Genomic DNA, 20005 nt, shown 5'->3' with positions numbered 1-20005 from the left:
GCCGATAAACGCCCATCCACTTACATTAATGGAAATGTCGGCCTTAAACGAGTTATTGCAGGCAACACAGGAACTCAAAGGCGGTTACCTCAAAAGCCGGGGGATTTTGCCATCAAAAGTCCTATATGTGAATTATGGCACGAATGGTTATGCCCTTTGGTACACACCGCCAAAGGAAACCAACTTGTTTTTTGTGGACAGTTTAAACATACCATCAGGTAAGGCAAAAGTCCCGGCGATGGTTTGGAAAGCCTCCGCAGATAAATTAATGGTTTACGCCGTAAAGGGCAAAACTAAACCAAACGGGCAAACAGTCTTGCATCATGCCCCCTACCTTAATATTTACAATAACGGGAATGTATGCATGGGAACCGTTAAAATTGACATCGGGCGAAATGCCTGTTTAGAGGATTTTATGAGCCAATGGGAAAACTATTTTTATAATAGCTACTTCAGCCATTCTATCAATGGCGGAAGCAGCACCAAAACCGACACCAAAGAATTGTGGCGGACGCTGATGGAAACAGGCAAAGACTTTCCGCTGGATGAACTACGCAAAAATGGCCTTACATTAAAGCAACTGATTATATGAAAGCAAAGAAAAAAGAACCCGCAAAAACTGCGGTTCACATCATACAAAAGGAACTATTACAGCCTTATAACCCGGTAACAGTTAATCTCATCGGCGCAGGTGGTACAGGTGGGCAGGTGCTGACTGCTTTGGCCAGAATGAATCACGCCTTAATTGCCCTAGACCATCCGGGTTTAATGGTCAGGGTTTGGGACAATGATAAAGTAGAAAGGGCGAACCTGGGCAGGCAGTTGTTCACCACGTCCGAGTTAGGCCAGTTCAAATCGGTCACATTGGTGAACCGCATCAACAGGTTTTTTGGCACAAACTGGAAAGCAGAAATGGAACGCTACGATAATAACCTGAAAGATGTGGATAAAGGAAGCGCCACTATTACCATTAGCTGCGTTGATACCGCTAAAGCAAGATTTGAGATTGCCGAAGTGTTGAAGGCATTCGCGAAAAGGTATTATGGCCGTAACCGGGTAAAATACTGGCTTGATTTCGGCAACAGCCGTGCAAGCGGACAGGTCATATTGTCGACTTTGGATAAAGTCCAACAACCTGAATCCAAGCTATACAGGCCGGTTGAAAAACTAGCTTTGGTAACCGATGAATTTAAGGATTTGTTGCTACAATCTGAACACGACGATGACACGCCGAGCTGTTCATTGGCGGAGGCACTTACCAAACAGGATTTGTTCATCAACTCGGCATTGGCCAACTGCGGGGCTTCACTCCTATGGCAACTTTTCCGGGAAGGGATATTGTTTAACCGGGGCTTTTTTCTGAACCTTAAAGATTTCAAAACGCAGCCCCTCAAAGTAGCTTAATATGATTAAGATTTTATATGGTGATATATTCCAAAGCAATGCCTATGCGCTCGTCAATACGGTCAACACCGTTGGCGTGATGGGCAAAGGCATTGCTTTGCAATTCAAAAATGAATTTCCGTATAATTATCAGCGCTACCGTGAAGCTTGCCTTAATCATGAATTGCAGGTTGGAAAACTGCTGTCTGTAAAAGACAGAAGCCTGCATTTAAGCGAACGCCTTATTATCAATTTTCAGACAAAAACACATTGGCGTCTGCCATCTGAATATACCTACATTGAACAAGGTTTGCAGGACCTCGTCCGTTTGATGAACGAAACTGATATTGGACATATCGCCCTTCCTGCTCTCGGCTGCGGAAACAACGGATTGGACTGGTATATCGTGAAACAATTAATAAATCAATACCTGGCCCATATTGAGGCTAAAATCGAGGCCTATCAACCCTCCTGATGATTTTTGCGCCTACCGCGCTCCGGCCAGCCACTTTCTCCGTTTCCCTGCGAAACAAGCTTGCCGGAAACAATGCTTGAAAAACTCCTGATCACTATTTTAACCTACCACTTCAAATCGTTTTACAAGCTAATTTGAGCCAAATTTTAAACTATGGATGAATTTGGTTTTGATAAAATGCCGGAGGTGCTCAGGCAGCTATTCGGGAAAGTGGAACTCATTGAAGATTTATTGCTCAAATTACATTTTGAACAGTAGCACAAGAAAAAATTTCTCAACGTTAATGAAGCAGCGGACTATTTACAGATCACCGTGACTGCGCTTTATTCCTTAGTCAGCAGAAAGCAGATACCCGTTAATAAGCCTGGGAAACGTTTATACTTTTTAAACACTGAATTAGATGAGTGGATTAAGGCAGGAAGAATGAAAACGACAGAGGAAATAATTAAACAAGCTGCAAAATTCAGAAAACAAATTTAAATGAGGTGTCGCAAAATGCGACACCTCATAATTGACTTATTTATACATATTACCCCTGGAGGCTGAGTTTATCCTTAAGTTGTTTCATATCAAAGGCAACTTTAGCATCTACTATTTTTGCATAGTGCTGGGTCTGCCGTAAATTTTTGTGGCCAAGCATTTTAGACACCGTTTCCATTGGCACCCCGTTACTCAAAGTAACTGTGGTAGCGAACGTATGTCTTGCAACATGAAAGGTTAATAGCTTATCTATATCGCAACGTTCGGCTATTTCTTTCAGGTATTCATTCATCTTTTGATTAGTCAACATTGGAAGAACTGCGTCCTTCGCCTGGCATTGAGGGTCTGCTTTATACTTGTCCAAAATCGTTTGTGCTGCCGGAAGTAGTGGTATCCTTGAAGCGGATTCTGTCTTTTGCCTGTTTTTAATGATCCACTGTTCACCATCGAAACCTTTCACGAGTTCGGAAGATTTGAGCTGCTTGGCGTCAATATAAGCCAATCCCGTATAGCAGCAAAAGACGAAAATATCCCGAACGTTACTCAATCGCTGTGACCGAAAGTCTTTTGAAATGATGCGTTTCAGCTCATCTTCTGTTAAATATGGTTTCTCAACTTCTTTCCTGTTTAAATTGAATCCTGCAAAAGGATCACTTTTCAACCATCCGTATTTAACACAAAGCAAAACTGTTTTCTTAAAATAAGTCAGGTATTTCATGGCGGAGTTATGCTGACATTTACGCACGCTTTTAAGCCAAAACGAATATTGACTAATGAACTCATAATTCAATTTTTTAATGTCCAGATCATCAACCCTGTATTTCCATTGAATGAACGAACGGGTATGATTCAGCGTGCGTTTGAACAAATCGAGCGTGCCAGCAGAGTATTCTTGTGGAACGAGAGCAGCAACCTGGTCATTGTGCTCCTGGAAAACTTCGAGTATCATTTTGCGGTCGTCTACGCCCAGCATCAGGTTTTTTATTCCTTGCGCTGATATTTCCTGGTCAGCATCGATTAACATTCTTTTGGCCTCGTGGGCTTTAACCTGCAAAGTATCCAGCATGTTATTGATAGAACGGGCTTCTTCATTCGTGCCTTCTGCACGGCCGCTCCTAACGTTCCATTTAGAAACGAACCATAAACGTTTAGTCGAGATCTCCTTTGAAACTCCATCTACAGTTATCCTTAAATAAATGTACATCTGATCCTTTTTGTAATTAGGGGTCTGTTTTAAGTAAAACAGCAAACCAAAGCTTTTTTCTAACATAAAACTCATTAATTAAAGTGAATAAATGTCGATAAATAAGCCCCTTAGCACAAGATGTTTCATAATCGAACATGTTGTATATCAGTAATTTATATCACTTTTAGTGAGCGATATTACCGCTATGTACTACTACACGAACCGTGCAGAGGAAAATGGTCGATTTTTGGCATTTTTTTAAGAATGTTTATTTCCAGAACACCCTCTATGTCAGTTGATTACACCACTTCCAGTGAGCGATTGGTCCGGGCAGCCACTACTACACGAATCGCTCACTGGAATATGCCTGTTTTTGACATATTTGACATAACACCTTAAATCAAAAAAGCCTGTAAATCAACGATTTACAGGCTTTTGACAAGATTTGAATTGCTTTCCAGCGGTGAGGGAGGGATTCGAACCCTCGGTACAGTTTCCCGTACGTCAGTTTAGCAAACTGATCCTTTCGGCCTCTCAGGCACCTCACCATGTTTGATTCTTGCGAACCGTATTCAAACTATTCCCTTTTTTTCGGGATTGCAAATATAGCAATTCGCCTTATCCGGCAAAAAAAAAGTTCGTTTTCTTAATAATCTACCCGCACATGGTAAATGCTCATCAACATTTTCTTGAATATTGTTTTGATGGTTTCGATATCCTTCAGCGTTATGTCACTGTCCTTCAATTGGTTTTGATCGAGTTTGTATTTTACGATCCTATCTACAAGATTACTTATTGATTGTTCATCAGGCTCCTTTAAAGCCCGCGAAGCGGCCTCAACAGAGTCGGCAAGCATCAAAACACCGGCCTCTTTTGAGAAAGGAATAGGTCCCGGGTACCTAAAAGTGTTCTCATCGATGAATTTTTCAGGAAAATTTTTCAAAAAAGATTGGTAAAAGTAATCAACACGTGTATCACCGTGATGGGTGCGAATAAAGTCGATCACAATTTCCGGAAGGTTTGCCTTCCGGGCCATTTCAATACCCTGGCTAACGTGCCTTATAATTATTTGTGCGCTTTCCTGGTATGGCAACTTATCATGCGGATTAAAGCCCGATGTTTGATTCTCTATAAAAAAGAGCGGGTTCTCCATCTTGCCAATATCATGATACAAGGCCCCAGCCCTAACCAACAAGGCGTTGCCTCCAATGCTGTATATGGCGTTTTCAGCCAGGTTGGCCACTTGTAATGAATGCTGGAAGGTCCCGGGAGCTGAGAAAGCCATCTCACGCAGCAGGGGAGCATTGGTATTGGTCAATTCAATTAAAGTAATGTCTGATGTTATGGCAAAGATCTTTTCGAAGATATAGATAAGCGGATAAGCAAGCAATGTTAATAAAACACTTACAACAAATGGTACGAAGTCCATCCAATCGATACTCCTGATGCTGCCTTCCCGAATGAATGCAATACCGAGAAATGACACGAAGTAGGTAAGTGTTATGATAAGTGCCGATATAAGGAACTGCTCGCGGCGGATCAAATTCTTGATGCTGTAAATTGCAACCATCCCCGCAGTAATTTCGAAGAATGCAAATTCAAAACTGTTTGGCACAAAAAAACCTGCTATCAACACCACAAGTAAATGGATATTTAAAGCCAGACGGGTATCGAACAAAATCCTTATTATGATAGGAACAATACAGTATGGAATGTAGTACAAGTTCGGCAATTGCAGCTTTATGGCTACTGATAGCGTGAACAGCATTGCTGTAATAACCAGCAAAATTAAGCTTACCAACCGGTTATCAGCATAAATGTCCTTCCTGAAAAGGTAAAGAAACACGATCAACAACGCAATGGTTATACCAACCAGCAAAAATTGGCCTATTAAAACCAGCCGGGGGTCCCCGTTAATCCGGGCGTTGTCTTCAAAGGCTTTTTTATACGATTGAAGTTTCTGATAGGCTTCGTCGCTTACCACCGATCCCTTGGCTATTATCACCTCGTTCTTTTGAACCATCCCGCGGGTAGTCGATAAATTTTCAACCACTTCCTTTTCAAGCCTTGATGTTAACTTATTATCAAATATCAAATTTGGCTGCAGCCGGTTATTGATCAGATCGAGTAAAAAAGCTTTATCCAGTTCCTTTTTTCCTGTCAAAAAACGATCACAATAAGCCAGCGCACTTCGTTTGGTATATAAATCACCGGTGTTTCTATCCGAAGCTACATTTTGGTTCAGGATAGTTACCTCGTAATTTTCGGTATTTTGCTGGTATTTTGGGTTTAAGGTTAAAACACCTCTATCGTATATAGATTTCAGCAAGGTATATCCCGTTAAAATATATGCGGCTTTCTTGCTGTCCTTAATACCGGCGCTGTGCCATTTTATTTCCAGATCACTGTTAAAACCGTCCAGTTCGTGTGGTGCAAGGTTAACATCCAACTGGTATATTGGTGTTATGCTTGCCAGCGCTGTTTTCTGATCGTTCTCAATTTCTTCCGGCGTTTTTAAAATTGCAAAGTTATAAGGCGATACCAGGTCCTTTTGGTTCCAGATTCGTCCTTTCTCAATATCGTAACTAAATTTTGCCTGTTTTGGAAGTGTGAAAACAATAATGCAGATACTCACCAGCATCATTAAGAACTTAACATTACGTGAGTATTTGCGAAATAAAGCCTTTTGGCGCGATGAAGATAATTTTGCCATTTATACGTTTGTCAATCAAAATTAATATAAGTTTCCGGTATATGCAGTTTTTCTTAAAATGTCAACCTGGTATACCTGCTTTGTAGTTTAAACAAAACTTCATTATTTGCTATGCATGCATAGATAAAACACTAAATTTGCAATCCAATTTACCATAATTCAAAATGAAGGAAGTAGTAATAGTTTCAGCAACCCGTACCCCTATCGGCAGCTTTGGCGGCAGTTTGGCAAGCCTTTCTGCAACGCAACTGGGTAGCATTGTTATTAAATCGGCAGTTGAGAAGGCTGGGTTAAAGCCCGATCAGATCCAGGAAGTTTATATGGGCAATGTATTATCTGCCAATGTTGGGCAGGCCCCGGCTACACAGGCGGCTATATTTGCCGGACTCCCCTCTTTACCTGCAACTACCATTAATAAGGTATGCGCATCGGGAATGAAGGCAATTATGCTGGCGGCACAAAGCATTGCGCTGGGCCAAAACGAAATTGTTGTTGCCGGTGGCATGGAAAGCATGAGCAATGTACCTTATTACTTAGATAAGGCTCGTAATGGCTACAGGCTTGGGAACGGACAAATTATTGACGGCCTGGTAAAAGACGGTTTGTGGGATGTATACAACGATTACCATATGGGTTCGGCGGCCGAGTTGTGTGCGGTGGAATGCAATATAAGCCGCGAAGAACAGGATGCATTTGCGATAGAATCCTATAAAAGAGCACAAAATTCACAAATTGACGGTAAGTTTAAGGATGAGATTACCGCTGTTGAGCTTAAAGATAAAAAAGGCGATATAACTTTATTTGCTGAAGACGAGGAACCAAAAGCTGTAAAGTTTGACAAGATCCCATCATTAAAACCGGTATTTAAAAAAGATGGAACAGTAACCGCAGCCAATGCATCGACCTTAAATGATGGCGCAGCCGCAGTTGTTTTAATGAGCAGGGAAAAAGCAGACGAACTTGGAATAAAACCCCTTGCAAAAATAGTTTCATATGCCGACGCACAACAAGCACCCGAGTGGTTTACTACTGCGCCGTCAAAGGCCATTCCGCTGGCTTTGCACCGTGCGGCGCTATCATCGGACGAGCTTGATTATTTTGAGATAAATGAAGCTTTCTCGGTAGTGTCAATAGCCAACAACCAATTATTAAAGCTCGATCCAGCCAGGGTAAATGTAAATGGTGGCGCCGTTTCACTTGGACATCCGCTGGGAGCATCGGGGGCTAGGATAATTGTTACTTTACTACATGTGTTGCAGCAAAATAATGGAAAATATGGCGCTGCCGGAATTTGTAATGGCGGCGGTGGTGCAAGTGCAATGGTTATTGAAAACTATTCAACAACAAGCGGCGAATAACTTTCTATTGCATATACGAACCTGTCAAAATTAAGGCCATTTACAACATGGGGTAAACCCAATGTATGGGTGTGTGCAGCAACCGTCCAACCATTTCGGATGCTGGGCATGCTTGGTGATGATGTATTACCTTCAACAGTTGTGAACTGATTGCCGTTAACTGCAACTACAATGCCGCAATGTCCCTGTTTTAGGCTATCGCCTTCCTGCCATACCGCAATTGCGCCTAACTTTGGAACATGGGTTGATGTTGGCCACACCGGATCGTTATGAAAGTTTCTTGCCATTTCCTGGCTGTTAAGTGATATAAGCCGTGAAGCATGCGCCCAAACAGCTGGGTTGTCTGCATATCCCTTTTTCCAGGTAAGCTTTACTGAGGCAGCACACCATTCATCGCCGTGCGCCCACCCTATCGATACCATATCGGCCTGGTACTGTTTGTCAGTCCACCCGGCATTTACCTGGATCTCGGTAATGTTTTCGGTGCTGTAATTATTTGCTATTTGTACAATTTGATCTGCTGCTGCCATAAGGATAAAGGTTAAAACACTCATTAATAGTTAAATATACCAATTAAATATTATTAGTTTTGAGAGAAAATAAAAATAAAAATATTCCCGTTATTTGGGTTAGTTACGTTACATATTACAAATGGTGATAAAGTACTTCTTTTTAACAATTACTATCCTATTTTTTTGCTTGTCCGGTTTCGCCCAGCATTCAGACGAAAACAGCCGCCTTGCACAGTTGCGATCATATGAAGATACTTTAATTGTTTTAGGTAAAACATTCATTAATAATGAAAACGACCTTGAGCGTAAAAATGCAAACTATGCCTTTATTAAAACTTTGGTTAGCGCGCTAAAGGTTCCAAACTCGTTTCTTTTCCCGTTTGATTCTGTAAAAAGCGTCAGTATATTAAATTCACCCGATAACAGGTTTCGCATATTTAGCTGGCACATTGTAAATAACGATGGTAGCTATCGGTTTTATGGCACCATACAATTGAATACCGGCGGGCCGTTAAAAATGTATCCCCTTGAAGATTATTCACCTCTTTTAAAAAACCCGGAAGATTCAGTTACCGATAACCGGAAATGGTACGGCGCGCAATACTATAAGATAATCCCGGTTTATAGCCCCAAACTATACTATGTATTGATCGGCTGGAAAGGCAATACTGTTGAATCGAACAAGAAGGTAATCGATGTGTTATCATTTAATAATGATAAGCCTGTACTGGGTATGCGTGTTTTTGATGGCAACGGTAAATCCCGGCACAGGGTTGTATTTGAATACAGCCGCGACGCCTCCATGCTCCTGAAGTATGTGTCTGACCAAAACCTCATCGTATTTGATCACCTTGCCCCTCCCGATCCTAAGTCAAAAAGCAAACCATCCACATTCGGCCCTGATTTAACCTACGATGGGTACAAGCTAAAGAATGGCAGATGGGTATATGTTGAAAACCTGGATATGAGAAACGTCCCCGAAAGCCGCGACGAAGAATATGTTGACCCCAAAAAACAAGCTGCCATTGACAAGGCCGCTGCTAAAGGCAATAATTAATTAAAAATCAATGTGTTCAAAATTGATGATTTATTTAAAAATTGTTTTAATCTCTCCAATAACAAAATATTTACACTACCTTTTGTAACACTTTCAGTATTAAATTTTGATATAAAGGAATTATATTACTTTAGTAAAATTTTTAGCTATAAATAATGCAAGAAACCGTAACTGCAACAACACCCACTGAATCCAGATTCCCCAGGGCCGTCCCGTTTATTATCGGGAATGAAGCCGCTGAGCGCTTTAGCTTTTATGGCATGCGTTCTGTACTCAGCCTTTTTTTGGTAAAACAATTTTTTAACCCTACAGATAGTGCCGCGTTAACAGAGCAGGCTAACGCTCATGCTAATAAATTACATCATTTGTTTGTGATGGTGGCTTATGCTTTGCCATTTGTAGGCGGCATGATAGCCGACTGGTTTACCGGCAAATACAAACTTATTTTATATGTATCGATGATTTACTGTGTCGGACATTTAATGTTGGCTACGTTTGATGGTGGCCTTGGTGGTTTTGAATTAGGTTTGCTTGTGGTTGCCGTTGGTGCTGGTGGCATTAAATCATGCGTATCAGCCAACGTTGGCGACCAGTTTGATGCTACCAACCAGGATTTACTATCAAAAGTTTACGGCTGGTTCTATTTCAGTATCAATGCCGGCTCTATGGTGTCAACCGTTGCCATCCCCTGGACTTATGAGCACTTTGGCCCCAAATGGGCTTTCGGTATTCCGGGGCTTTTGATGGCGCTGGCTACCATCATATTTTTTTCGGGCCGCAAAATGTACGTAAAAGTGCCGCCACAGGGCGTTAATCGCAACAACCTGGTGTTTATAACCTGGTATGCACTAACTCACCAGGGTCAGAAAAAACCGGGGCAAGCCTTTCTTGATGTTGCCAAAGGGCCCTATGACCCGGAAAAGGTTGAAGGTATAAAAGCTGTTTACCGCGTAATGGCTGTTTTCTTTTTCGCGCTGGCATTTTGGGCAGTTTGGGATCAGTGTTTGTCTGAATGGACGCTGTATGCCGAAAAAATGAATCGTGTTATTAACCTTGGGTTTACCAAAGTTACCGTACTACCCGGTCAGCTATCTACGGTTAATACCGTATTCCTGCTGCTATTCATTCCCCTCTTTAACTATGTAATATATCCGTGGCTTGATAAGCATGGGCTAAAAACCACACCATTACGCAGGCTTGGCACTGGTTTGGTTTTAACAGCGTTATCATTTGTGGTAATCGGCGTTATACACAACAACATTGAGCACGGCGGCAGTCCCTCCATTTGGTGGCAGGTGCTGGCATTTATGATACTCTCGGCGGCCGAAGTATTGGTATCTATCACGGGTTTGGAGTATGCGTATACCCATTCGCCGAAATCAATGAAGAGTACTATGACCGGCATTTGGTTCCTGGTTGTATCTTTTGGCAATTTGATTACTGCCCTGGTGAATGGCCTTATTGAGGATGGCGGCTGGTGGGCACGTAACCTTAAGGGTGCAAACTACGAGTGGTTTTTCGTTGCATTTATTGGAGTGTTCATTGTAGCATTTCTTTTTGTATCTCAACGGTTAAAGGAACGCAACTATATTACCGATCCTTATAACGTATCCGAAAACGAAGTGATTTCAAATACAAGCAACCTGTAAATTACCTGTTTCTGTAACAAAGCAGTGAAGTAAACGTTACTTTACTGCTTTTTTATTTTTTATGAAGATGAAAATCCAGTAATTTCGCCAATTATTTATCTAAATATTCCCTGGTGCCTGATAGCATAGTTATTATTCCGACCTACAATGAAAAGGAGAACATCGAACGGATGATCCGTAAGGTATTTTCTCTTGATCATGATTTTCATATACTTATTATTGATGATGGCTCGCCGGACGGCACCCAAAATATAGTTAAACAACTGCAGCTCGAATACCCGGAAAAGCTTTTTATAGAAGAGCGCGCCGGCAAACAAGGATTGGGTACCGCTTACATCCATGGTTTCAAGTGGTCAATAGCCCATGAATATGACTACATATTTGAGATGGATGCCGATTTTTCGCACAACCCGGATGATCTGTTAAAATTAAGACAGGCTTGTATAGAAGGCGCAGATGCGGTTATAGGCTCACGATACATCAACGGAGTAAATGTTGTTAACTGGCCAATGAGCCGGGTTTTAATGAGTTATTTTGCATCAGTATATGTTAGGTTCATCACCGGAATTGATGTTAAGGACGCAACTGCCGGTTTTATGTGTTACAAGCGCAAGGTTTTGGAAACCATTGAACTCAAGAAAATAAAGTTTGTGGGTTATGCCTTCCAGATAGAAATGAAATATACCACCATTAAACATGGCTTTAAGCTAGTAGAGGTCCCCATTATATTCACCGACCGCACAGCCGGTACGTCAAAAATGTCGACCAGTATTTTCAGGGAAGCATTTTTTGGCGTTATCCAGATGAAGATCAATTCAATATTCAGAAAGTATCCTGAGGGGTGAGATTGATTTCGGATTTCGGAATTCTATTTTTTTGAAAGTCAAATTTTACAATTTCTAAATACGAAATCGAACATTCGAATTCCGAAATAAAAAATTAATTTCGTAGGTAATGAACGAGCATCTTGATCCCGACCGCGAACGCCTCTCTTCTACCGAACGTGATATCGAAAAAGTTCTGCGTCCCCAGGTGTTTGAGGATTTTACCGGGCAGCATAAATTACTGGCCAACTTAAGAATATTTGTACAGGCCGCCCGCCAGCGTGGTGAGGCGCTTGATCACGTACTGCTGCACGGGCCTCCGGGATTGGGTAAAACTACCTTGTCGCATATTATAGCTAATGAAATGGGTGTTGGCATCAAAATAACATCGGGCCCTGTGCTGGATAAGCCCGGCGATCTTGCGGGATTATTAACCAATCTTGAAACTGGTGACATATTATTCATTGACGAGATTCACAGGCTTAGCCCATTGGTTGAGGAATACCTTTACTCAGCTATGGAGGATTTTAAAATAGATATCATGCTGGAGAGCGGGCCTAATGCGCGCTCGGTACAGATCTCCTTAAATCCATTTACATTGGTAGGCGCCACTACGCGCTCTGGTTTGCTTACCGCCCCTCTTAGGGCACGGTTTGGCATAAACTCACGGCTGGAATACTACGACGCGAAACTGCTGACAACTATCCTGCTACGCTCTTCATCTATATTAAAAACCCCTATAAGCGACGAGGGTGCTTACGAAATAGCCCGCCGAAGCCGTGGCACCCCACGTATAGCCAATGCATTGTTACGCCGCACCCGCGATTTTGCCCAAATAAAGGGCGATGGAAACATTGACACCGCTATCGCCAAATATGCTTTAAATGCACTTAATGTTGACGAGCATGGCCTGGACGAAATGGACAATAAGATCCTGACAACCATTATTGATAAATTTAAAGGCGGCCCGGTAGGTTTAAAAACAATAGCGACCGCTGTCGGTGAGGACGAGGGCACAATTGAAGAAGTATACGAACCCTTTTTAATACAGGAAGGCTTTTTAATGCGTACCGCCCGCGGTCGCGAGGTAACTGAAACTGCCTATAAACATTTGGGGAGAATAAAAACCGGTGGAAATCCTTCGTTGTTTTAACCAATAGTTATTACATTTGGCCGCATAAACCGATCTGCCCGGTGAGAAATAAACCAGACAGGATAAAAACCTTGTCGCTATAAACCTATTTCATCTGCAGACTATTTTGAATTACTATTATTTGCTATTTATTTTGAATATGCACAATTATAATATTCTTAATGATAAGGAATTAACCGGCTTACTGCAGCAAGGTGACGAGTACGCATTTACCGAAATTTATAACCGGTATTGGAACAGGCTTTTTACCGTTGCGGCTAACAAGATCAAAGACCTTGACGATGCTGAAGAGATTGTACAGGATATATTTGTTTCGCTTTGGAAGCGACGGGGTGAATTGGGTGTAATTGATACACTAAGTTCATACCTTGCCGTATCGGTTAAGTACCGGGTAATTAAAATATTGAATAAGCTAAATAACCGGCAAAAGTACTCCAGTTACAGTAAAAACAATATCAGCATTGCCGATGATTCAACACAGGAATGGCTGGAGTTTGAAGAACTAAGAAGCCGGCTGACAGAATTTGTAGCTGAATTACCTGAGAAATGCCGCCTTGTATACAAGTTAAGTAGGGATTCGGGCTATTCGCAGAAAAAAATAGCAAGTGAGCTGGGGATTTCCGAAAAAACTGTTGAGGCACATTTGGGCAAAGCAATTAAAACCCTACGCACCCGCTTAGGCCAGTTTTTATTGTAACCTATCAACCCAAAAAAAATATTTCACATTACACTAAGGGATTTTTATTACTGGGCGGACTTACTATTAAAGCACCCGCTGAATGGAAAACCGTTACCAGGAACTTGCTAAAAAATGGCTCGATAAAACCATAACTCCCGAAGAACAAGCGGAGTTTGCTGCCTGGTATAATCAAGATCAGGATAACCCTGTTGAGATTCCGGAAGACTTTGCCGAAAACGAGGAAGTATTAAAGGAAAGAATATTAAATAAAATAAACCGGGATATTAACCAAAAAAATACCCGCATAAGGAAAACAACGCTTCGATGGCTTTCCGTAACATCGGCGGCTGCAATATTGATGCTTGCCATCGGTTTTATATATTTTCATGAGCACAGGAATTCATCACTCAAACATATTGCATTTTCCCCCAAGTTAAAAAACGATATTACTCCCGGTGGAAATAAAGCCATCCTGACACTCTCAAATGGTACTAAGATTAATTTAAACGAAGCTAAAAACGGGGTTTTAGCCAGCCAGGGGCAAACCGTGTTAAAAAAAGATAAGGACGGACGGATCATATACCAGGCTCCCGATAAGAAGGCTATCGATTCATCTGATACATTTAATACCATTAATATCCCAAGAGGCGGGCAGTTCCAGGTTGTTTTGAGCGACGGCAGCAAAGTATGGCTAAATTCTTCATCGTCCATTACTTTTCCAACAGCCTTTTCAAAAATCGAAAGAAGAGTTACCATTACGGGCGAGGTATATTTTGAAGTTGCTAAAAACAAACAACTGCCGTTTAGAGTTGTTGCGGGTAAGCAAACTGTTGAAGTATTGGGAACACACTTTAACATTAATGCTTATACAGACGAGAGCGCAATTAAAACTACCCTCATTGAGGGCAGCGTAAAAGTTTCGGCTAATTCCAATACTGCTATCCTCAAACCGGAGCAACAATCCACTATTTTCAACAGAACCGATAAAATAAGTATATCCACTGTAGACACTGAAGATGTACTCGCCTGGAAGAACGGCAACTTTCAGTTTGAAAGCGCCGAAATACCATTAATTATGCGACAGGCTTCACGATGGTATGACGTGGATATCAAATACGAAGGAGAAGTGCCAAAAAGGCGCTTTACAGGAAGCATATCACGCAACGTCAATCTGTCCGAATTATTGAAAATGCTAAAGTATACCGGTATAAACTTTAAAATAGAAGGGAAAACTATAATAGTTACTCCTTAATACCGCACCTATATTATAAACTATTTGAAAAACAATATTGCCTGGCTTACCTGCCTTGCAACTACAATATTATTGCCTTTTGGTAATAGTATACTTATGCTTGAAATAATCAATTGTTTAACCATAAAAATAAATCCAATGAGAAAATCAATACTTAGAGCCCCCTGAAACTTGTGGTAACCTTTTATGCACCACCATAAAAATAATGGATAAAAAAAATCCGGGAAGCGTTGGCGCGCGTTCCCGGGAAATATCCGGGTTACCTCCTATCCACAATCGCGAAATTGAAATAACAAGTTTTTAACCCAAACATACAAAACTATGAAATTTAATTGTATGGCGGTGCCTGTAAAACGGCATTACCTGTTCAAAATTCTATTAGCTATGAAGCTAACCGCTGTTCTTGTATTTGCAGCTCTTTTAAACGTAAGTGCAAAAACTTACAGCCAGAACATAAGCATTCATCAGAGTAATATTTCTGTTGATAAAATATTAAAGCTGATTAAAAAACAAACCGGCTACAACTACTTCTATGATGAGGACGCTGTTGCCAAAACATCTAAGGTAAATATCGATGTTAATAACGCTTCGGTTGAAGAGGCTTTAAATCTTTGTTTTAAAAATCAGCCACTAACCTACCGTATTTTTCAGCAAACAATTGTTGTAAAGGCCAAGGACGAGACAAAACCTGTTTCGGACGTCGCGCAAAAGGTTTCAGGAACTGTAAGCGATACCAAAGGGCCTTTACCAGGCGTAAACGTTAAGGTAAAGGGCACAACAATTGGTACAGTTACCGATGTAAATGGTAAATACGTGTTAAATGATATTGATGGCGGCGCTACGCTTGTATTTACCTTCGTGGGGTATAATACGCAGGAGGTGGCTATAAACAACCGCGAAACCGTTGACGTAAAGCTTGTCGAAAGTCAGCGGGCCCTAAGCGAAGTTGTTGTGGTTGGCTACGGCACATCGAAGAGAGTTGATTTAACAGGCGCCGTGGGAAGCGTAAATGAAAAACAATTGCAGGAACGCCCTGCAATTAACCTTGAACAGGAACTTGCAGGTAAAATTGCAGGTGTTAACGTTTCCACCAACTCTGGTGCTCCCGGCGGTGCAACTAAGATCAGGATCCGTGGCTACAGCTCTATTAACTCCAATACCGATCCCTTATATGTAGTTGACGGTGTGGTTTGGACAGAAGGCGGTGCATCTATTAACCCTAATGATGTCGCGTCGATAGACGTTTTAAAGGATGCTTCTTCAACAGCCATCTATGGTACGCGTGGCGCTAATGGGGTAATATTGGTTACCACAAAAAGAGGTAGCGCCAAACAGGGTGGAACAGTAACCTACGATGCTTATGGCAGCGTAGGTGTATTAGCCCGGAAATTGAAGGTATTGGATGCCAAACAGTTTCTTGCAGTTGAAGACCAATCATACGCCAACATAAAAAAATATGACCCTGCCGGATGGGCTGCCGGAAAATACGCTGATGACGATCCCAAAGTTATCCGTACGGCGCTTATCGGCAAGTTGTTCGACGCTAATTTGAACCCGCTTTATGATGTGGACTGGCAGGATGCAACCACGCGTCACGCATTTAGCCAAAATCATAACCTGTCGTTTACCGATGGTACCGAGAAAATGAACTATGGTTTGTTTTTAAATTATGGCGACGATGAAGGTATTATTATCAACAGCTATCAAAAAAGATATAACGCCCGCCTCACATTTGACAACCAGGTAAAATCATGGCTAAAGGTTGGGGCTACAATTAACTATGACTATCGTGAAACCCGCACCCAGGACGACGGAACCGGAGGTAATAACATTCCGCGTATGTTGGTTGAAATGCCATCTATCATCCCGATAAAATATCCAGATGGCACCTATGGTAAGCGGACCGACTATCCGAATATGGAAGGTGGCGATAATCCAGTTGCCCAGGCTAATGAGATTGTATCGCTTCACTATAATCGTGTTTTTAGCGGAAATGGCTATGCAAACATCAATTTCTTCCCCGGATTTGATTTCCGTACGACTATTGGTGTAACAACTTCGAGCAACACCGAGCCGCATTCACAAACCGGCCTCGTTGGTGGCTCAACAGCTAATCAAACCTATAGCTCTGCATCTATAAACCAGTATAACAACACATTCTGGCAGTGGGAAAACCATTTTACCTATAATAAGAAGTTTAATGGTGTACACTCGTTAAATGTTGTGGCAGGTACCGAGCTTCAAAACTTCAGCCAGCTAAGCTCTTACGGGTCGTCGCAGGACCTTTCGGATAATTACTACTCTTATTATAACTTGGGAGCCGGTGCTATACCCGGTATACCTACTTCTGGCTACGATGCATGGCAAATGCAGTCGTTTTTTGGCAGGGTGAACTATGGCTACAACGATAAGTACCTGTTAACGGTAACAGGCAGGGAAGATGGATCGTCGCGTTTCGGTTCCAAATCAAAATATGGTTTCTTCCCGTCAGCTGCTGTTGCCTGGAGAATTTCGCAAGAGGATTTCCTAAAGAATAACAAAACAATTTCTGATTTGAAATTGCGCCTGAGCTATGGTCTTACCGGTAACTCAGAGATTGGTGAATATCGCTCACCTGCAAATATTAGCACTAACAACTATGTATTCGGTGGCGCACAATCTATTGGCACACACCAAACCTCTATCGGTAACGACAACCTCCAATGGGAGAAAACTGCGGAATGGGATTTAGGCCTGTCATTCGGTTTATTTAATAACCGTATAACTGTAGACGCCGACGCTTACTTAAAGAAAACCAAAAAGCTCCTGCTGAATGCGCCGCTCCCTGAAACAAGCGGTTTTACCAGCGTTTTTGAAAACATTGGAAGTATCCAGAATAAGGGTTTTGAATTGACCCTAAACACAGTGAACGTAAAATCCGAGAATTTTTCATGGAACAGCAGTTTCAATATTTCGCTTCTTGCAAACAGGATCCTGAACCTGGGCGCTTCAAATGATGATATCTTCCTGGCTCCAACCTTTTTATCGCAGTTTAACCTGATGCGGGTGGGCTTATCGGCCGGCACTTTCTGGGGATATAAAGTTTTAGGCACATGGGGAACTGCCGAAGCGACTGAAGCTGCCAAGTATGGCCTTTTACCCGGAGACTTAAAGATTTGGGATAAAAACGGGGATGGCAAAATAACGGCTGATGATAAAACCGTGCTTGGGAAATCGCTTCCTGATGGCTATGGAACGTTCCTAAACACCTTCCGTTATAAAAACTTTGACCTTGCTGTAGAACTTCAATTTGATTTTGGCAACCAGGTGATGAACCTTACCCGGCACTCAGGTCAGGATAGAACCGGGCAGGCCAACAGCTATGCATCCGTTTTAAATGCGTGGACACCTACTAATCAAAACACCGATATAGCAGAAGACAGACCAGCCTACGTTCGTTACCAAACTGAGATCTATTCAACCAAGGTTGAAAACGGCTCATTTGTTCGTGGCAAAACAGTAACACTTGGCTATAACTTCCCAAGCTCAATAGTTCAAAAACTTAAGATGAGCCGTTTAAGGATCTACGCACAGGCTCAAAACCTTTTCCTGATAACAAAATACACAGGTTATGACCCTGAAACATCCACCTATAACGGTTCAAGTAATTATACACAGGGGATTTTGTTTTATGATTATCCCAAGCCACATACCTTCCTGCTTGGGTTAAATGCTAGTTTTTAATTTGAACTTTAAGATAGAAACATCATGAAATTTAACATAAAAAAATACGGGATCGGGGTAACGTTACTCGTCCTATTGGTTACTGTAAGCAGTTGCAAAAAATACCTGGATGAGAAGAGCAACAGCAACTTCGTAAAAAACAATTATTTTAAAACAGCTTCGCAGGCGCAAACATTTGTAAATGGCATTTATTCGCAGCTTCACCTTTTTCAAAATGGTGATGCCTATGGAGAGTCGCCGTTCATTACGCTTGAATTGTTTGCCGGGCATGCAACCTCGTTGGGACAAAGTGTTAACAACAGTAACGTGATCCATCAGCGTACCGATGCAGTTAACCCCGGCTTTGAGGATGTTTGGCAAAATAGCTATAATGCTATTGCAAATGCCAACCTTGCTTTACAACAAATCCCAACAATTGGAATGGATGCCACCCTCAGCAAAAAACTACTGGGCGAGGTATACTTTTTAAGGGCATTCTTCTATTATCATTTGGTGAGGCTGTATGGCGATGTCCCGCTAATTACCACGCCGGTTACTATTGACAGCCCCGACCTTTACCCTACCCGTACAGATTACAAAAAGGTTTACGATCAAATAATCAGTGATTTGCAGGCGGCTGAAACATCGGGTTTACCTGAGACAGATCAAACAGGCCGTGTATCCTTGGGTGCCGTACACACCTTATTGGCAAGCGTTTATCTTACAACAGCGGGTTACCCAATGCAGGCAACAGCCAATTATGCATTGGCAGCAGCTGAAGCACAAAAGGTTTTGACTGATTATACGCTGTTTACTGATTATGCGTATTTGCATGACAACGCGCACAAAAACCAGGGGGAATTGATCTTCCAGGGGCAATATCTTGTTGGGGTGGCAACCAATGCGCTTACCCAATTAACTGTACCATTTAATTTAAATGTTGGTGCTTATGGCGATCACCTGGGAGCGATGATCCCAACAGATCAGTTTGTGGCCAGTTATGAAGCCGGCGATTTGCGGACACAGGAAAGACAGTTTTATTTCTCAAGCTACCCTTCGCATGACGATCCGACCAAAATTATTCAGTTTGGGGAACATTGTCTTTATAAATTCTTCCATGTGGAGAGCGCTAATGGCAACGGTATTTGTGATGAAAACTGGACCTTTTTACGCTTGCCGGAAGCTATGCTGACATACGCAGAAGCTACCAACGAAGTTAGCGGGCCAACAGCTGACGCTGTAGCACAGGTAAACAAAATAAGAGCCCGTGCGCAACTGGCTCCCTTAGGCACCTTATCAAAGGACGCCTTTCGCCAGGAGATTTGGAAGGAGCGCTACCATGAGCTGGCCTACGAGGACAAAGCCTACTTTGACATTCAACGTACGCACATGATATACGATGTGGTAAACAATAAATTTGGCGATGCCCTTAGCACCGCAAATGAACAGGGAGTGACCATGAAGGAACAATATCTATTGTGGCCAATCCCCCAACGTGAGATAAACACCAACAAAAAACTCACTCAAAATAAAGATTGGTAAAATTATCAATATAAAAGGCCGGTTATCATACCGGTCTTTT

15 protein-coding genes, 1 tRNA gene and 1 pseudogene are annotated in these 20005 nt (G+C 42.0%); 13 read left to right on the top strand and 4 right to left on the bottom strand.

Going from position 1 to position 20005, the window contains the following annotated elements:
- Window positions 1–34: 34 nt before the first annotated feature.
- From KXD93_RS02440 to KXD93_RS30585, 4 genes and pseudogenes are all read left to right on the top strand, one after another.
- A complete protein-coding gene (locus KXD93_RS02440; protein WP_258135269.1) occupies window positions 35–592 on the top strand; it encodes a prokaryotic E2 ligase family D protein in 558 nt (185 codons plus the stop codon).
- Entirely contained in the window at window positions 589–1404 is an 816-nt protein-coding gene (locus KXD93_RS02435; protein ID WP_258135268.1) for a PRTRC system ThiF family protein, read from the top strand. The genes KXD93_RS02440 and KXD93_RS02435 overlap by 4 nt, the downstream gene beginning before the upstream one ends.
- A gap of 1 nt (window position 1405) precedes the next feature.
- Window positions 1406–1858 (top strand): macro domain-containing protein, encoded by a 453-nt coding sequence (locus KXD93_RS02430; RefSeq protein ID WP_258135267.1) that lies wholly within the window; start codon window positions 1406–1408, stop codon window positions 1856–1858.
- 282 nt (window positions 1859–2140) lie between these two features.
- A pseudogene (locus KXD93_RS30585) lies at window positions 2141–2338 on the top strand (helix-turn-helix domain-containing protein); the annotation flags it as partial.
- Between the two features lie 49 nt (window positions 2339–2387).
- Here the strand turns inward: KXD93_RS30585 and KXD93_RS02425 are convergent.
- The 3 genes from KXD93_RS02425 to KXD93_RS02415 all read right to left on the bottom strand — a co-directional run bounded on the left by KXD93_RS02425 (window position 2388) and on the right by KXD93_RS02415 (window position 6237).
- Window positions 2388–3617 carry a site-specific integrase gene (locus tag KXD93_RS02425; RefSeq protein WP_258135266.1) on the bottom strand — a complete coding sequence of 410 codons (1230 nt, stop codon included), beginning with the start codon at window positions 3615–3617 and terminating at the stop codon, window positions 2388–2390.
- A gap of 368 nt (window positions 3618–3985) precedes the next feature.
- Window positions 3986–4072, bottom strand: a tRNA-Ser gene (locus KXD93_RS02420).
- Window positions 4073–4170: 98 nt separating this feature from the next.
- The gene (locus tag KXD93_RS02415; protein ID WP_258135265.1) at window positions 4171–6237 is read right to left on the bottom strand and encodes an HD family phosphohydrolase; all 2067 of its coding nucleotides are present in this window, start codon (window positions 6235–6237) and stop codon (window positions 4171–4173) included.
- Between the two features lie 164 nt (window positions 6238–6401).
- Here KXD93_RS02415 and KXD93_RS02410 point away from each other — a divergent pair, with 164 nt between their 5' ends.
- The gene (locus tag KXD93_RS02410; RefSeq protein ID WP_258135264.1) at window positions 6402–7595 is read left to right on the top strand and encodes an acetyl-CoA C-acyltransferase; all 1194 of its coding nucleotides are present in this window, start codon (window positions 6402–6404) and stop codon (window positions 7593–7595) included.
- Here the strand turns inward: KXD93_RS02410 and KXD93_RS02405 are convergent.
- Window positions 7571–8125, bottom strand: coding sequence for a CHAP domain-containing protein (locus KXD93_RS02405; RefSeq protein WP_258135263.1), 555 nt, complete (start codon window positions 8123–8125; stop codon window positions 7571–7573). The genes KXD93_RS02410 and KXD93_RS02405 overlap by 25 nt on opposite strands.
- Before the next feature lie 121 nt (window positions 8126–8246).
- Between KXD93_RS02405 and KXD93_RS02400 the strand changes: the two genes are divergently transcribed.
- From KXD93_RS02400 to KXD93_RS02365, 8 genes are all read left to right on the top strand, one after another.
- A complete protein-coding gene (locus tag KXD93_RS02400) occupies window positions 8247–9164 on the top strand; it encodes a hypothetical protein (RefSeq protein WP_258135262.1) in 918 nt (305 codons plus the stop codon).
- Between the two features lie 155 nt (window positions 9165–9319).
- Window positions 9320–10813 (top strand): POT-type proton-dependent oligopeptide transporter, encoded by a 1494-nt coding sequence (locus KXD93_RS02395; RefSeq protein ID WP_258135261.1) that lies wholly within the window; start codon window positions 9320–9322, stop codon window positions 10811–10813.
- Window positions 10814–10926: 113 nt separating this feature from the next.
- On the top strand, window positions 10927–11658 hold the full coding sequence (locus KXD93_RS02390; RefSeq protein WP_258135260.1) for a polyprenol monophosphomannose synthase: 732 nt from the start codon (window positions 10927–10929) through the stop codon (window positions 11656–11658).
- A 109-nt stretch (window positions 11659–11767) separates the two neighbouring features.
- Window positions 11768–12790, top strand: coding sequence for a Holliday junction branch migration DNA helicase RuvB (ruvB, locus tag KXD93_RS02385; RefSeq protein WP_258135259.1), 1023 nt, complete (start codon window positions 11768–11770; stop codon window positions 12788–12790).
- A gap of 139 nt (window positions 12791–12929) precedes the next feature.
- Window positions 12930–13487, top strand: coding sequence for an RNA polymerase sigma-70 factor (locus tag KXD93_RS02380; protein ID WP_258135258.1), 558 nt, complete (start codon window positions 12930–12932; stop codon window positions 13485–13487).
- A gap of 82 nt (window positions 13488–13569) precedes the next feature.
- Window positions 13570–14721 (top strand): FecR family protein, encoded by a 1152-nt coding sequence (locus KXD93_RS02375; RefSeq protein ID WP_258135257.1) that lies wholly within the window; start codon window positions 13570–13572, stop codon window positions 14719–14721.
- 321 nt (window positions 14722–15042) lie between these two features.
- Complete coding sequence (locus KXD93_RS02370) at window positions 15043–18444, top strand: TonB-dependent receptor (RefSeq protein ID WP_258135256.1); 3402 nt, start codon at window positions 15043–15045, stop codon at window positions 18442–18444.
- 24 nt (window positions 18445–18468) lie between these two features.
- Complete coding sequence (locus KXD93_RS02365; protein WP_258135255.1) at window positions 18469–19965, top strand: RagB/SusD family nutrient uptake outer membrane protein; 1497 nt, start codon at window positions 18469–18471, stop codon at window positions 19963–19965.
- Window positions 19966–20005: the final 40 nt, after the last annotated feature.

The organism is Mucilaginibacter phenanthrenivorans (assembly GCF_024721155.1).
Taxonomy (GTDB): domain Bacteria; phylum Bacteroidota; class Bacteroidia; order Sphingobacteriales; family Sphingobacteriaceae; genus Mucilaginibacter; species Mucilaginibacter phenanthrenivorans.
The sequence above is the reverse complement of the archived record's forward strand: the minus strand, read 5'-3'. Positions and strand labels throughout refer to the sequence as shown.